At 60.4% G+C, this 14,841-nt stretch carries 11 protein-coding genes; 10 read left to right on the top strand and 1 reads right to left on the bottom strand.

Annotated elements, in window-relative coordinates:
- The first annotated feature begins 55 nt into the window (after positions 1-55).
- From mreC to tldD, 6 genes are all read left to right on the top strand, one after another.
- Entirely contained in the window at positions 56-1,051 is a 996-nt protein-coding gene (gene mreC, locus RTX96_RS08135; protein ID WP_103821393.1) for a rod shape-determining protein MreC, read from the top strand.
- Entirely contained in the window at positions 1,051-1,539 is a 489-nt protein-coding gene (mreD, locus tag RTX96_RS08130) for a rod shape-determining protein MreD (protein ID WP_042390004.1), read from the top strand. Before mreC ends, mreD begins: the two co-directional genes overlap by 1 nt.
- 9 nt (positions 1,540-1,548) lie before the next feature.
- A complete protein-coding gene (locus RTX96_RS08125) occupies positions 1,549-2,142 on the top strand; it encodes a Maf family protein (protein WP_103821392.1) in 594 nt (197 codons plus the stop codon).
- A complete protein-coding gene (rng, locus tag RTX96_RS08120) occupies positions 2,132-3,601 on the top strand; it encodes a ribonuclease G (RefSeq protein ID WP_103821391.1) in 1,470 nt (489 codons plus the stop codon). The genes RTX96_RS08125 and rng overlap by 11 nt, the downstream gene beginning before the upstream one ends.
- A gap of 58 nt (positions 3,602-3,659) precedes the next feature.
- Positions 3,660-7,460: an AsmA2 domain-containing protein YhdP gene (gene yhdP / locus RTX96_RS08115; protein WP_312670685.1), complete on the top strand. Its 3,801-nt coding sequence runs from the start codon at positions 3,660-3,662 to the stop codon at positions 7,458-7,460.
- A 90-nt stretch (positions 7,461-7,550) separates the two neighbouring features.
- Positions 7,551-8,996, top strand: a complete 1,446-nt coding sequence (gene tldD, locus RTX96_RS08110) for a metalloprotease TldD (protein WP_103821389.1) — start codon at positions 7,551-7,553, stop codon at positions 8,994-8,996.
- Between the two features lie 44 nt (positions 8,997-9,040).
- On the opposite strand, the gene aaeR is transcribed toward tldD, so the two are convergent.
- A complete protein-coding gene (gene aaeR / locus RTX96_RS08105; protein ID WP_103821388.1) occupies positions 9,041-9,970 on the bottom strand; it encodes an HTH-type transcriptional activator AaeR in 930 nt (309 codons plus the stop codon).
- A 180-nt stretch (positions 9,971-10,150) separates the two neighbouring features.
- Here aaeR and aaeX point away from each other — a divergent pair, with 180 nt between their 5' ends.
- The 4 genes from aaeX (at position 10,151) to RTX96_RS08085 (ending at position 14,803) form a co-directional block, all read left to right on the top strand.
- Positions 10,151-10,354, top strand: coding sequence for a p-hydroxybenzoic acid efflux pump operon protein AaeX (gene aaeX, locus RTX96_RS08100; RefSeq protein WP_042390018.1), 204 nt, complete (start codon positions 10,151-10,153; stop codon positions 10,352-10,354).
- Positions 10,355-10,361: 7 nt separating this feature from the next.
- Positions 10,362-11,294: a p-hydroxybenzoic acid efflux pump subunit AaeA gene (gene aaeA / locus RTX96_RS08095; RefSeq protein WP_042390020.1), complete on the top strand. Its 933-nt coding sequence runs from the start codon at positions 10,362-10,364 to the stop codon at positions 11,292-11,294.
- Positions 11,295-11,299: 5 nt separating this feature from the next.
- Positions 11,300-13,267, top strand: a complete 1,968-nt coding sequence (aaeB, locus tag RTX96_RS08090; RefSeq protein WP_312670684.1) for a p-hydroxybenzoic acid efflux pump subunit AaeB — start codon at positions 11,300-11,302, stop codon at positions 13,265-13,267.
- 81 nt (positions 13,268-13,348) lie between these two features.
- On the top strand, positions 13,349-14,803 hold the full coding sequence (locus RTX96_RS08085) for an NAD-dependent succinate-semialdehyde dehydrogenase (protein WP_312670683.1): 1,455 nt from the start codon (positions 13,349-13,351) through the stop codon (positions 14,801-14,803).
- Positions 14,804-14,841: the final 38 nt, after the last annotated feature.

Here is a 14,841-nt window from a genome sequence, read left to right as displayed (position 1 = left end):
CGGGGTAACGCAGCCGTTGCCCCCGATCTATCCGGCCTGAGAAGACGCATAGCCTATGAAGCCCATTTTTAGCCGTGGCCCGTCGCTACAGATTCGCCTGATCCTGGCGGTGCTGGTTGCGCTTGGTGTCATTATCGCCGACAGCCGCCTCGGTACGTTCAGCCAGATCAGAACGTACATGGATACCGCCGTCAGTCCTTTCTATTTTGTCTCAAATGGTCCCCGTGAACTGCTCGATAGCGTGTCACAAACGTTAGCCTCGCGCGATCAGCTTGAGCTTGAAAACCGGGCGCTGCGCCAGGAGCTGCTGCTGAAAAACAGCGAGCTGCTGATGCTGGGACAGTACAAACAGGAGAACGCGCGTCTGCGCGAGCTGCTGGGCTCACCCCTGCGTCAGGATGAGCAAAAAATGGTTACCCAGGTCATCTCGACGGTGAACGATCCCTACAGCGATCAGGTGGTGATCGACAAAGGCAGCGTGAACGGCGTCTATGAAGGCCAACCGGTGATCAGCGATAAAGGCGTCGTTGGCCAGGTGGTGGCGGTGGCCAAGCTCACCAGCCGCGTGCTGCTGATCTGCGATGCGACCCATGCGCTGCCGATCCAGGTGCTGCGTAACGATATCCGCGTGATTGCGGCCGGTAACGGCTGCACCGACGATCTCCAGCTTGAGCATCTGCCGGCTAACACCGATATCCGCGTTGGCGACGTGCTGGTCACCTCCGGCCTTGGTGGACGTTTCCCGGAAGGGTATCCGGTCGCCGTGGTTTCGTCCGTGAAGCTCGACACCCAGCGTGCCTATACGGTTATCCAGGCACGTCCAATGGCGGGTCTCCAGCGTTTACGCTACCTGCTGCTGCTGTGGGGAGCCGATCGTAACGGCGCCAATCCGATGACCCCGGAAGAAGTACACCGCGTGGCCAATGAGCGGCTGATGCAGATGATGCCGCAGGTACTGCCTACACCAAACTCAATGGGGCCGCCTGCGCCTGTCCCTGAGCCTGCTACCGGCATTAATACGCCGACGCAGCCTGTTTCCGGGGGGCAATAGTGGCCAGCTATCGTAGCCAGGGACGCTGGGTCATTTGGCTCTCGTTCCTCATTGCGCTGTTGCTGCAAATCATGCCCTGGCCGGATAACATTCTTGTTTTCCGGCCAAACTGGGTGCTGCTTATTCTGCTCTATTGGATCCTTGCCCTGCCGCACCGCGTAAATGTCGGTACAGGTTTAATGATGGGTGCCATACTGGATCTGATCAGCGGCTCAACGCTGGGTGTACGCGCCCTGTCGCTCAGCATCATCGCTTACCTCGTCGCCCTGAAATATCAGCTCTTCCGTAACCTGGCGCTTTGGCAGCAGGCGCTGGTGGTTATGCTGCTGTCGCTGGCGGCGAATATCATTGTTTTCTGGGCCGAGTTTTTAGTTATCAACGTGTCGTTCCGCCCGGAAGTATTCTGGAGCAGCATTGTTGACGGCGTGCTCTGGCCGTGGCTCTTCCTGCTGATGCGTAAAATCCGCCAGCAGTTTGCGGTGCAATAAAAGGTATTTATGACAGATCTCTATCTCGCCTCCGGTTCGCCACGCCGCCAGGAGCTGCTTACCCAGCTCGGCGTCTCTTTTGAGCGCATCATCCCTGGCGTGGAGGAGCAGCGCCATGCCCAGGAGAGCGCCCAGCAGTACGTGGTGCGCCTGGCGCGGGAGAAAGCCCAGGCCGGGGTCGCGCTGGCCGCGCAGGATCTGCCGGTGCTGGGCGCAGATACGATTGTCATCGTAAACGGTGAAGTGCTTGAAAAACCCAGAGATACCCACCATGCTGCTGCAATGCTGCGCCAGCTTTCGGGGCATACCCATCAGGTGATGACCGCCGTCGCGCTGGCCGACAGCCAGCGGGTGCTGGAGCGCCTCGTGGTCACCGACGTGACCTTTAAGGTACTTGCCGAGAGCGAAATTGCCGCCTACATTGCCAGCGGTGAACCGATGGATAAAGCAGGTGCGTATGGCATCCAGGGGCTGGGCGGCTGCTTTGTTCGCCGCATCAACGGTAGCTACTATGCTGTTGTTGGCCTGCCGCTGGTGGAGACCAGCGAACTGATAAGCGATTTTAACGCACTGCGTGAGGGAAGGGATAAACATGACGGCTGAATTGCTGGTGAACGTAACGCCATCGGAGACGCGCGTCGCCTATATTGATGGCGGCATCCTGCAGGAGATCCACATCGAGCGCGAAGCGCGGCGCGGGATCGTCGGCAATATCTACAAAGGGCGTGTGAGCCGGGTCCTGCCGGGCATGCAGGCGGCTTTTGTAGATATTGGTCTCGATAAAGCAGCGTTCCTTCATGCCTCCGATATCATGCCCCACACCGAGTGCGTCGCTGGCGAAGAGCAGAAGAACTTTACCGTCCGCGACATCTCCGAGCTGGTGCGTCAGGGTCAGGATCTGATGGTTCAGGTCGTCAAGGATCCGCTGGGTACCAAAGGCGCCCGTCTGACCACCGATATTACGCTGCCCTCGCGCTATCTGGTCTTTATGCCTGGGGCATCCCATGTGGGCGTCTCCCAGCGCATTGAGAGCGAAAGCGAGCGCGAGCGGCTGAAGAAGATCGTGGCGGAGTACTGCGACGAGCAGGGCGGCTTTATCATCCGTACCGCGGCGGAAGGCGTCTGCAATGAGGATCTCGCCTCGGATGCGGCCTACCTGAAGCGCGTCTGGACCAAGGTGATGGAGCGCAAAAAACGTCCCCAAACCCGCTACCAGATGTACGGTGAGCTGGCGCTGGCCCAGCGGGTGCTGCGCGACTTCGCCGACGCTCAGCTTGACCGCATCCGTGTCGACTCGCGTCTGACCTTTGAAGCGCTGCTGGAGTTTACCGCCGAGTACATTCCAGAGATGACCAGCAAGCTGGAGCACTACAGCGGACGCCAGCCGATCTTCGATCTCTTCGACGTCGAAAATGAGATCCAGCGTGCGCTGGAGCGCAAGGTCGAACTGAAGTCCGGGGGCTACCTGATTATCGACCAGACCGAGGCGATGACCACCGTCGATATCAATACCGGCGCGTTCGTGGGCCATCGCAACCTCGACGACACTATCTTCAACACCAATATCGAAGCGACCCAGGCGATCGCCCGCCAGCTGCGCCTACGCAACCTTGGCGGCATTATCATCATCGACTTTATCGACATGAGTAATGAGGATCACCGCCGCCGGGTGCTGCACTCCCTGGAGCAGGCGCTGAGCAAGGATCGGGTCAAAACCAGCATCAACGGCTTCTCCCAGCTTGGCCTGGTGGAGATGACGCGCAAGCGCACCCGAGAGAGCGTGGAGCACGTGCTCTGCAACGAGTGCCCAACCTGCCACGGCCGCGGGACGGTCAAAACGGTAGAGACCGTCTGCTATGAGATCATGCGTGAAATCGTTCGTGTGCACCACGCCTACGATTCCGATCGATTCTTAGTCTATGCTTCTCCTGCGGTGGCCGAAGCGCTAAAAAGCGACGAATCCCATGCGCTGGCAGAAGTCGAAATCTTTGTTGGCAAACAGGTAAAAGTACAAATTGAGCCGCTCTATAACCAGGAGCAGTTCGACGTGGTCATGATGTAATTACGCAGCATGCTGCGACACGAGCAAGGCCTGTTTTTTGGCTGACAAGGAGAGATGCGTGAGGCGACTGCCTGGGATACTGCTGCTGACTGCCGCGACGTTGATTGTCATCGTCGCGCTGCTGGTGAGCGGGCTGCGTCTTGTGCTGCCGCATCTCAATAGCTGGCGTCCGGCGCTGCTGGCAAAGGTTGAGGCGGCCACCGGCATGCCGGTCAACGCCAGCTACATTCAAGCCAGCTGGCAAAACTTCGGTCCGCAGGTTGAGGTGCGCGATATTAGCGCCGGCCTGAGCGACGGCGGCGAGTTCTCGGTTAAGCGCGTTACCCTGGCGCTGGATGTGTGGCAGAGCCTGCTGCACCTGCGCTGGCAGTTTCGCGATCTCACCTTTTACCGGCTGCGCATCTACACCAATACGCCGTTGCAGCAGGGCGACAACGATCAGGGCTTCGAAAGCAACCGTCTCAGCGATCTCTTTCTGCGTCAGTTCGATCACTTCGATCTGCGCGACAGTGAGATCAGCTTTTTAACGCCCTCCGGCCAGCGGGCCGAACTGGCGATCCCCCAGCTTACCTGGCTTAATGACAGCGCGCGCCACCGGGCCGAAGGGCAGGTGAGCCTCTCCAGCCTGACCGGCCAGCATGGCGTGATGCAGGTGCGGATGGATTTGCGGGACGATAATGGCCTGCTTAATAACGGACGCCTGTGGCTACAGGCCGATGACGTCGACGTTAAGCCGTGGCTGGGAAAATGGATGCAGGACAACATTGCCCTGGATAGCGCCCGCTTCAGCCTCGAGGGGTGGCTAACGCTCAGCAAAGGCGACGTTGCCAGCGGCGACGTGTGGCTGAAAAAGGGCGGCGCGAGCTGGCAGGGCGATGCAAAACCGCACCGCCTGAGCGTGGATAACCTGACGGCGCACGTGACCCGCGCAGCGGGCGGCTGGCAGTTTGCTATCCCCTCGACCCGCGTCACGCTGGATAATAAGCCCTGGCCGAAGGGGGCGCTGACCCTGGCGTGGATCCCCGAGCAGCAGGTGGGCGGGGCAAACAACACCCGGAGCGACGAACTGCGCGTTCGTGCCAATCATCTGGAGCTGAGCGGGCTGGACGGTCTGCTGCCGATTGCCGAGAAGCTCTCTCCCGCGCTGGGTGAGATCTGGCGGGCAATGCAGCCTGCCGGGCAGATTGAGCAGCTGGCGCTGGATATCCCGCTCCAGTCTACGGAGAAAACGCGCTTTCAGGCACGCTGGCAGGATCTCTCCTGGCAGCAGTGGAAGCTGCTGCCGGGCGTCCAGCATCTGGCCGGAACCCTGAGCGGCAGCGCGGAGAACGGTCGGCTGACGGCTGAGGTGACGCAGGCCACCATGCCCTATAAAACCGTGTTTCGTGCCCCGCTGGAGATCAAAAAAGGCGTTGCCACCCTCAACTGGCTGAAAAACAGCAGTGGCTTCCAGCTGGATGGCCGCCAGATTGACGTTGAGGCTACCGGCCTGCACGCCCGGGGCGATTTCCGCTATCTCAAACCTACCGACGACGAGCCGTGGCTGGGGATCCTTGCCGGGATCAGCACCTCGGATGCCGGGCAGGCGTGGCGCTATTTCCCGGAAAATCTGATGGGCAAAGCGCTGGTGGACTACCTGAGCGGCGCCATCCAGGGCGGCCAGGTGGATAACGCCACGCTGGTCTACGGCGGTAATCCGCATCTCTTCCCCTACAAGCATAACGAAGGGCAGTTTGAGGTACTGGTACCGCTGCATAACGCCGTTTACGCTTTCCAGCCTGGCTGGCCTGCGCTGAAGGATTTTGATATCGAGCTGGACTTCCTCAACGACGGCCTGTTTATGAAGAGCGATGAGGTCAGCCTCGGCGGGGTGAAGGGACGCAACCTTATAGCCGCCATTCCGGACTATCTGAAAGAGAAGCTGCTGATTGACGCTGATATCAGCGGGCCGGGTAGAGAGGTTGGTCCGTATTTCAACGAGACGCCGCTGAAGGCGTCGCTTGGCGCAACCCTGGACGAGCTACAGCTTGATGGCGATGTGAGCGCTCGCTTACATCTCGATATTCCGCTGGACGGCGAGATGACCACTGCCAAAGGCGAGGTAAATCTTCGGGATAACAGCCTGTTCATCAAGCCACTCAACAGCACTCTGCACAATCTGAACGGCAGCTTTAGCTTTGTGAACGGTAACCTGCAGAGCGAGCCGCTGACCGCCAGCTGGTTCAATCAGCCGCTCAACGTCAACTTCTCTACCACCGAAGGTAAAAAGGCCTACGAGGTGGCGATCGATATGAATGCGAACTGGCAGCCTGCCCGCACCGGCGTGCTGCCGAAACAGGTTAATGATGCCCTCAGCGGCAGCGTGGCGTGGAACGGCAAGGTTGGCATCGAGCTGCCTTATAACGCAGGCGCGCGCTATAACGTCGATATTAAGGGCGACCTGAAGGATCTCGCCAGCCGACTCCCCTCGCCGCTCAATAAACCCGCGGGCCAGCCGCTGCCGGTGAAGCTGAACGTGACGGGCAACCTGCGCAGCTTCGATCTGACCGGGGCGGCGGGCAGCGATAGCCACTTCAACAGCCGCTGGCTGCTTAACCAGAAGCTGACCTTAGATCGTGCCATCTGGGCCTCGGAGAGCCAGACCGTTCCGCCGCTGCCAGCGCAGAAGGGCGTCGAGCTAAACCTGCCTCCGCTTGATGGTGCCCAGTGGTTAGGGCTGTTCCAGCAGGGGGTGGCCAGCAACGTCAGCAGCGCCACGGCCTTCCCGGAAGCGATCACCCTGCGCACGCCCGCACTCACCCTGGGCGGACAGCAGTGGAACAACGTCAGCCTGGAGACGCAGCCTGTGGCGGGCGGCACGAAGGTCGACGTACAGGGGCGTGAGATCGCGGCGGCGCTGACGATGGCGGATAACAGGCCCTGGACCGCCGCCATTCGCTATCTCTACTATAACCCGACGCCGGTGACCAGCGAGCCGCTGTCGCCAAAAGCGTTGCTGACCGGTAAAACGCGGATCGATTTCAGCGGCTGGCCCGATCTTCAGCTGCGCTGCGCCGAGTGCTGGCTGTGGGGGCAGAAGTATGGCCGCATTGAGGGCGATTTTACTGTTAAGGGCGATACGCTCTCGCTGACCAATGGCCTGGTAGACAGCGGCTTTGCTCGTCTGACCGCCGACGGTGAGTGGGTTAACCGCAGCGGCGCGGAGCGCACCTCAATTAAAGGCAAGCTGCGTGCGGATAAGATCGATTCAGCCACCGAGTTCTTTGGCGTCAGCACGCCGATGCGTGACGCGCCGGTAGACGCGGATTACGACCTGCACTGGCGTGATACCCCGTGGCAGCCGGACGAGGCCTCCCTCAACGGCGTGCTGCATACCCGCCTCGGCAAGGGCCAGATCGCCGACGTCAGTACCGGCCGCGCCGGGCAGCTGCTGCGCCTGCTGAGCTTTGACGCCCTGCTGCGCAAGCTGCGCTTTGACTTCAGCGACACCTTTAGCGAAGGTTTCTACTTTGACTCTATCCGCAGCACGGCGTGGATCAAAGATGGCGTTCTGCATACCGACGATACGCTGGTGGACGGTCTCGAGGCGGACATCGCCATGAAGGGATCGGTTAACCTGGTGCGCCGCGAGCTGGACGTCGAGGCCGTCGTCGCACCGGAGATCTCCGCCACCGTCGGCGTTGCGGCCGCATTCGCCGTTAACCCGATCGTTGGCGCAGCGGTATTTGCCGCCAGCAAAGTGCTGGGGCCGCTGTGGAGCAAGGTCTCTATTCTGCGCTACCACATCAGCGGGCCGATGGATAAACCGCAAATCAACGAAGTGCTGCGCCAGCCGCGGACCCCGCCTGCGAAGAAATAGCAATGATTTGACGAGTTGAGCGAATTGCCTCACTCTCAATAGATATAAATTTTTAACCGCCTCGCGCGGCAACCTGAGAGTAGCAAAACGATGAGTTTGAACCTGGTTAGTGAACAATTACTCGCGGCAAACGGCCTGAGCCATCAGGATCTGTTTTCCATCCTCGGCCAGCTGGCCGAGCGCCGTCTCGACTACGGCGACCTCTATTTCCAGTCGAGCTATCACGAATCCTGGGTTTTAGAAGATAACATCATTAAAGATGGCTCTTACCATATCGACCAGGGCGTCGGCGTACGCGCCGTCAGCGGCGAGAAGACCGGCTTTGCCTATGCCGACCAGATCAGCCTGCTGGCCCTGGAGCAGAGCGCTCAGGCTGCCCGTACCATCGTCCGCGACGCTGGCGATGGCCGGGTGCAGACCCTCGGCGCGGTTGAGCACAGCGCCCTTTACACCAGCGTCGATCCGCTGCAGAGCATGAGCCGGGAAGAGAAGCTGGATATTCTGCGCCGGGTCAACAACGTGGCGCGTGCCGCCGATAAGCGCGTGCAGGAGGTGACCGCCAGCCTGACCGGCGTCTATGAGCTGATCCTCGTCGCGGCCACCGACGGCACCCTGGCGGCGGACGTTCGCCCGCTGGTGCGTCTGTCGGTGAGCGTGCAGGTGGAAGATGAGGGTAAACGCGAGCGCGGCTCCAGCGGCGGCGGCGGTCGTTTTGGCTACGAGTGGTTCCTCAGCGACGCCGACGGCGAAGCGCGGGCGGATGCCTGGGCCAAAGAGGCAGTACGCATGGCGCTGGTGAATCTCTCTGCGGTGGCGGCCCCGGCGGGTACGCTGCCGGTAGTGCTGGGCGCGGGCTGGCCGGGCGTGCTGCTGCACGAAGCGGTGGGTCACGGTCTGGAAGGGGACTTTAACCGTCGCGGTACCTCGGTCTTCAGCGGCCAGATGGGTGAGCTGGTGGCCTCTGAACTCTGCACCGTGGTTGATGACGGCACTATGATGAACCGCCGTGGCTCTATCGCCATCGACGATGAGGGGACGCCGGGCCAGTACAACGTGCTGATCGAAAACGGTATCCTGAAAGGCTACATGCAGGACAAGCTCAACGCGCGTCTGATGGGTGTGGCACCGACCGGCAACGGCCGTCGTGAATCTTACGCCCATCTGCCGATGCCGCGCATGACCAACACCTATATGCTGGCCGGGAAATCGACCCCGCAGGAGATCATCGAGTCGGTAGAGTACGGGATCTTTGCCCCGAACTTTGGCGGCGGCCAGGTGGATATCACCTCCGGCAAGTTTGTCTTCTCAACCTCGGAAGCCTATCTGATTGAGAACGGCAAGGTGACGACGCCGGTGAAAGGCGCGACTCTGATCGGTTCCGGCATTGAAGCTATGCAGCAGATCTCGATGGTCGGCAACGATCTTAAGCTCGACAGCGGCGTCGGCGTCTGCGGTAAAGAGGGGCAAAGCCTGCCAGTGGGCGTGGGTCAGCCAACCCTGAAAGTTGATAACTTAACCGTGGGCGGCACGGCCTAATCCTGCTCGTTCTTCCTGCCGGTGAGATCCGGCAGGAAACACCCTTACTTCTCTTTCGCGCGTCCGCGCATTGCCTGAAACACCTGCGACACCGCCACAAAGTAGTTGGTCAGCGCATCGATACAGACCTGCACCTTCAGCGGCAGCTTATCCTTCTCGGTATAGAGGGCATACACCGGCCGCGGATCCGACTGGTAGCGCGGGAAGAGGATCTCCAGCGTCCCCCGGTTGATCTCGTCGATCACCCACATCAGCGGCACGTAGGCGACGCCTGCGCCCACCGTTAGCCAGCGGGTGAGGGTCATAGGATCGTTGGTGACAAAGCGACCCTGGGGCACGATCTTCGTCGACAGTCCCTCTGGAGCTACCAGCTCAAACTCATTGTCGGGGCGCACGCTATACTCTAGCCATGAGTGGTTGACGAGATCGGCCGGCTTTTCAGGCACGCCGTACTGCGCCAGATAGCTTTTAGCCGCGCAGACCACCATCGGCATCGCCCCCAGTCGGCGGGAGAAGAGACTGGAGTCCTGCAGCGCCCCTACGCGGATCACCACGTCCAGTCCGTCGGCAATCAGATCCGGGGCCGGGATCCCGGTGACCAGATCCACCGACAGGCCAGGATAGTCGCGCAGCATCTCAGCGGTCATTTTGGCCAGCACGTTCTGCGCCATAGTGGAGGAGCAGCCAATGCGCAGGGTGCCGATAGGGGTATTGTTAAAGGCATAGAGCTGTTCATGCACATCCTGCGCCTCGTGCAGCATTCGGCGGCAGCCCTGGTAGTAGATCTTGCCCGCTTCGGTCAGGGCCAGGCTGCGGGTGCTGCGGTTGAGCAGCTTAACCTGCAGCTCATCTTCCAGTCTGGCGACGATCTGGCTGATGGAGGAGACGCTCATCTGGAGCTGTCGGGCAGCAGCGGTGAACGATCCTAGCTCAACCACTTTGGCAAACACCGACATGCGTTTTAATCTTTCCATTGTTCACTCTGGCTTAAAAGTGATTTAGATAACACAATATAGATAACAACATAACAGTTACGATAAAATACTGTTAGCTGAGTAATAGACACGTCACTCTCGCCCGGCCCCTCTGGCCCTTATTCCTGCGGTGACGTGAATAATAAACCATCGCCTGCACGCTCTCTAATCAAGGTCAACATGAGTCTGTTTCCCGTTATCGTGGTCTTCGGCCTGTCGTTCCCGCCGATATTCTTCGAGCTACTGTTATCGCTGGCCCTCTTTTGGCTGGTGCGCCGCGTGCTGATCCCCACCGGGATCTACGATTTTGTCTGGCATCCAGCCCTGTTCAATACAGCGCTCTACTGCTGCCTGTTCTACTTATTGTCGCGCCTGTTCGTCTGAGGTTGATGTGAAAACGTTTATAAAAAATATCTCCCGTACTGCCATCACCGTGATTTTGGTAATACTGGCTTTCATCGCTATTTTTCGTGCCTGGGTCTACTACACCGAGTCGCCGTGGACGCGCGACGCCCGCTTTAGCGCCGACGTGGTGGCGATTGCGCCCGACGTCGCCGGGCTTATCACCGACGTGAAGGTGCATGATAACCAGCTGGTGAAGAAAGACCAGGTGCTCTTTACTATCGACCAGCCGCGCTACCAGAAAGCGCTGGAGGAGGCCGAGGCGGACGTCGCCTACTACCAGGCACTGGCCACGGAAAAACGCCGCGAAGCCGGGCGGCGCAACCAGCTCGGCATCCAGGCGATGTCCCGGGAAGAGATTGACCAGGCGAACAACGTCCTGCAAACCGTGCTTCACCAGCTGGCAAAAGCCGAGGCCACCCGCGATATGGCGAAGCTGGATCTGGAGCGCACGGTGATCCGCGCCCCGTCTGCCGGCTGGGTAACCAACCTTAACGTCTATACCGGGGAGTTTATCACCCGCGGTTCAACGGCGGTGGCGCTGGTAAAACACGACTCCTTCTACGTGCTGGCCTATATGGAAGAGACCAAGCTGGAGGGCGTGCGTCCCGGCTATCGCACCGAAATTACGCCGCTTGGCAGTAACCAGGTGCTGAAGGGCACGGTGGACAGCATCGCCGCCGGGGTAACCAACGCCAGCAGCAGCCGCGACGCCAAGGGGATGGCGACCATCGACTCTAACCTTGAGTGGGTTCGTCTGGCGCAGCGCGTGCCGGTGCGTATCCGCCTCGACAGCCAGCCGGGCAACCTCTGGCCGGCGGGCACCACCGCCACGGTAGTGATCACCGGGGAGAAAGACCGGGACGCCAGCCAGGACTCCTTCTTCCGCAAGCTGGCCCACCGTCTGCGTGAGATGGGCTAATCACGATGGGCATCTTCTCCATCGCTAACCAGCACGTGCGCTTTGCCATTAAGCTGGCCTGCGCCATTGTGCTGGCGCTGTTTGTTGGCTTCCACTTTAATCTTGAAACGCCGCGCTGGGCGGTGCTGACGGCGGCGATTGTAGCCGCTGGCCCGGCCTTTGCCGCCGGGGGCGAACCCTACTCAGGGGCGATCCGCTACCGGGGCATGCTGCGTATCGCCGGGACCTTCATCGGCTGCGTTGCCGCGCTGGTGATGATCATCGGCATGATCCGCGCCCCGCTGGTGATGCTGATGGTCTGCTGTCTCTGGGCGGGCTTCTGCACCTGGATCTCCTCGCTGGTGCGTGTTGAAAACTCTTACGCGTGGGGGCTGTCGGGCTATACCGCGCTGATCATCGTTATCACCGTGCAGGCCGAACCGCTGCTCACTCCGCAGTTCGCCGTTGAGCGCTGCAGCGAGATCGTCATTGGGATCGTCTGCGCCATCGTGGCCGATCTGCTCTTCTCGCCGCGCTCGGTGAAGCAGGAGATCGACCGCGAGCTCGACGGCCTGCTGCTGGCGCAGTACCAGCTGATGCAGCTCTGCGTGCAGAATGGCGATGGCGATGAGATGGATAAGGCCTGGGGCGCGCTGGTGCGGCGTACCAACGCTCTGGACGGGATGCGTACCAACCTCAACATGGAGTCGTCGCGCTGGACGCGGGCCAATCGCCGTTTGAAGGTGATCAATACCCTGTCGCTGACCCTGATTACCCAGGCGTGTGAAACCTGGCTGATGCAGCAGTCGCGTCCGGAACTCGTCACCGATACGTTCCGGGAACTGTTCGCTACGCCGGTAGAGACGGTGCAGGACGTGCATAAGCAGCTCAAGCGGATGCGCCGGGTGATTGCCTGGACCGGCGAGCGCGATACGCCCATCACTATTTACAGCTGGGTGGGTGCGGCGACCCGCTATCTGCTGCTCCGGCGTGGGGTGATCGGCAATACCCGCATCAGCGCTACCGAAGAGGAGGTGTTGCGCACCGAGGCGGTGGTCAAAGCCGAGTCGGCAGAGCGTCACCATGCGATGGTCAACTTCTGGCGTACCACGCTCTCCTGCATGGTCGGGACCCTGTTCTGGCTCTGGACCGGCTGGACCTCGGGCAGCGGGGCGATGATCATGATTGCGGTGGTCACCTCGCTGGCGATGCGCCTGCCTAACCCGCGCATGGTGGCGATGGACTTTGTCTACGGCACCCTGGCGGCGCTGCCCATCGGGGCGTTCTATTTTCTGGTGGTGATGCCTGCCACCCAGCAAAGCATGCTGCTGCTCTGCATCAGCCTGGCGGTGCTGGCCTTCTTTATCGGTATCGAGGTGCAGAAGCGGCGGCTGGGCTCGCTGGGGGCGCTGGCGAGTACCATCAACATTTTGGTGCTTGATAACCCGATGACCTTCGAGTTCAACCGCTTCCTTGATAGCGCGCTGGGGCAGATTGTTGGCTGCGTGTTGGCGCTGCTGGTGATCCTGCTGGTGCGGGATAACTCACGGGCGCGTACCGGCCGGGTGCTGCTAAACCAGTTCGTCTCGGCGGCGGTCTCGGCGATGACCACCAACACGGCGAGACGCAGAGAGAATCACCTACCGGCGCTCTATCAGCAGCTCTTTTTACTGCTGAACAAGTTCCCGGGGGACGTGGGTAAATTCCGTCTGGCGCTAACCATGATTATTGCCCACCAGCGTCTACGCGATGCGCCGATCCCGGTGAATGCGGATCTCTCTGCTTTCCACCGCCAGCTGCGGCGTACGGCTGATAACGTCATCTCGGCTCGCAGTGACGAGACGCGTCGCCGCTACTTCAGCCAGCTGCTGGAAGAGCTGGACGTCTATCAGGAGAAACTCCACGCCTGGGATGCGCCGGAGCAGGTCACCCATCCGGTGAAACGGCTGGTGGATGTGCTCCACAAATACCAGTCTGCCCTGACTACTCGTTAAGCCAAAACCGACGCCAGAAGCGTCGGTTTTTTTGTAGCTATACTTAGCGGAGTCATTCATTCACGGGGATCGGGAGGACGCATGGCAACCCAGGCACTTCAGGACAATGCGCTTTTTCAGACAGGCTATTTTGTAGACGGCGTATGGAAAACGCTGGATAGCACCTTCGACGTAACCAACCCGGCAACGGGCGAGGTGATTGCGAAGGTTGCGAAAGCAGGTAAAAAAGAGACCGAGGAGGCGATTGCCGCCGCCGCGCGGGCGTTTCCTGCCTGGCGGGCGAAAACCGCCAAAGAGCGTTCCGCTATTCTCTACCGCTGGTACTCACTCATTATTGAGAACAAAACCTGGCTGGGACAGCTGATGACCAGCGAGCAGGGCAAACCGTTGAAAGAGGCGGAGGGCGAGGTTGAATACGCCGCCAGCTTTATCCAGTGGTTCGCCGAAGAGGCCAAGCGCGCCAACGGTGAGATCATTCCTCAAATTAAGCCCGGCTCGCGCATCCTGGCGACCCGCGAGCCGATTGGCGTCGTGGCGGCCATTACGCCGTGGAACTTCCCGATGGCGATGCTCACCCGCAAGCTGGGTCCGGCGCTGGCTGCGGGCTGTACCGGCGTCATCAAGCCCGCCAACAATACACCCCTCAGCGCTTTTGCTCTGGTGCAGCTGGCGAAAAAAGCGGGCGTCCCGGACGGGGTACTCAACGCCGTAGCAGGCACTACCGCTGAGATCAGCGATGCGATCATGGCCAGCCCGCAGGTGCGTAAAATCTCCTTCACCGGTTCGACGGCGGTCGGTAAAACGCTGGTGCGTAACGCGGCTGAAACCATGAAAAAGGTGTCGATGGAGCTGGGAGGCAACGCGCCCTATATCGTCTTTGACGATGCAGACATTGATGCCGTCGTGGAAGGGGCGATTGCCAATAAATTCCGCAACGCCGGACAGGTGTGCGTCAGCGTCAACCGTTTCTATATCCACGAAGCCATCTATGACCACTTCGTGAACAAGCTTGCCGAGCGGGTTAACGCCCTGAAAGTGGGCAACGGCATGGAAGAGGGCGTGGTAGTCGGACCGCTCATCGAGTCGGCGGCGGTGGACAAGGTGCGCGAGCACGTAGAGGACGCCATTGCCAAAGGCGCAACCGCCTTGGCCGGGGGGAAAGCCCACGCGCTAGGGGGGAACTTCTGGCAGCCAACGGTGCTCACTAACTGCAGCGACAGCATGAAGCTGGCCGCGGAGGAGACCTTTGGCCCGGTAGCTGCCTGCTTCCGCTTTACTACCGAGGATGAGGTCATTCATCGCGCCAACGACACGCCGTTTGGCCTGGCAGCCTACTTCTATACCCAAAATTTGCAGCGCGTCTTCCGCGTATCGCAGGCGCTGGAGGCCGGGATGATTGGGGTGAATGAGTGCGCGGTATCTACCGAGCTGGGGCCGTTTGGCGGGGTGAAAGAGTCCGGCCTGGGCCGCGAGGGATCGGTGCTGGGGCTGGAAGAGTACCTGGAGGTTAAGACTCTTCATCTCGGAGGATTATAAACGCTGGGGCGGCATAAGCCGCCCATCCGGGCAGGGTG

The organism is Pseudescherichia sp., from assembly GCF_032052675.1.
In the GTDB taxonomy this organism is placed as follows: Bacteria; Pseudomonadota; Gammaproteobacteria; order Enterobacterales; family Enterobacteriaceae; genus Pseudescherichia.
The sequence above is the reverse complement of the archived record's forward strand: the minus strand, read 5'-3'. Positions and strand labels throughout refer to the sequence as shown.

Bases quoted from the DNA above. Each gene is read 5' to 3' on its own strand.
- mreC (WP_103821393.1), top strand. From the start codon at position 56: ATGAAGCCCATTTTTAGCCGTGGCCCGTCGCTACAGATTCGCCTGATC.
- aaeX (WP_042390018.1), top strand. From the start codon at position 10,151: ATGAGTCTGTTTCCCGTTATCGTGGTCTTCGGCCTGTCGTTCCCGCCG.
- aaeB (WP_312670684.1), top strand. From the start codon at position 11,300: ATGGGCATCTTCTCCATCGCTAACCAGCACGTGCGCTTTGCCATTAAG.
- aaeR (WP_103821388.1), bottom strand. From the start codon at position 9,970: ATGGAAAGATTAAAACGCATGTCGGTGTTTGCCAAAGTGGTTGAGCTA.
- RTX96_RS08125 (WP_103821392.1), top strand. From the start codon at position 1,549: ATGACAGATCTCTATCTCGCCTCCGGTTCGCCACGCCGCCAGGAGCTG.
- tldD (WP_103821389.1), top strand. From the start codon at position 7,551: ATGAGTTTGAACCTGGTTAGTGAACAATTACTCGCGGCAAACGGCCTG.
- rng (WP_103821391.1), top strand. From the start codon at position 2,132: ATGACGGCTGAATTGCTGGTGAACGTAACGCCATCGGAGACGCGCGTC.
- RTX96_RS08085 (WP_312670683.1), top strand. From the start codon at position 13,349: ATGGCAACCCAGGCACTTCAGGACAATGCGCTTTTTCAGACAGGCTAT.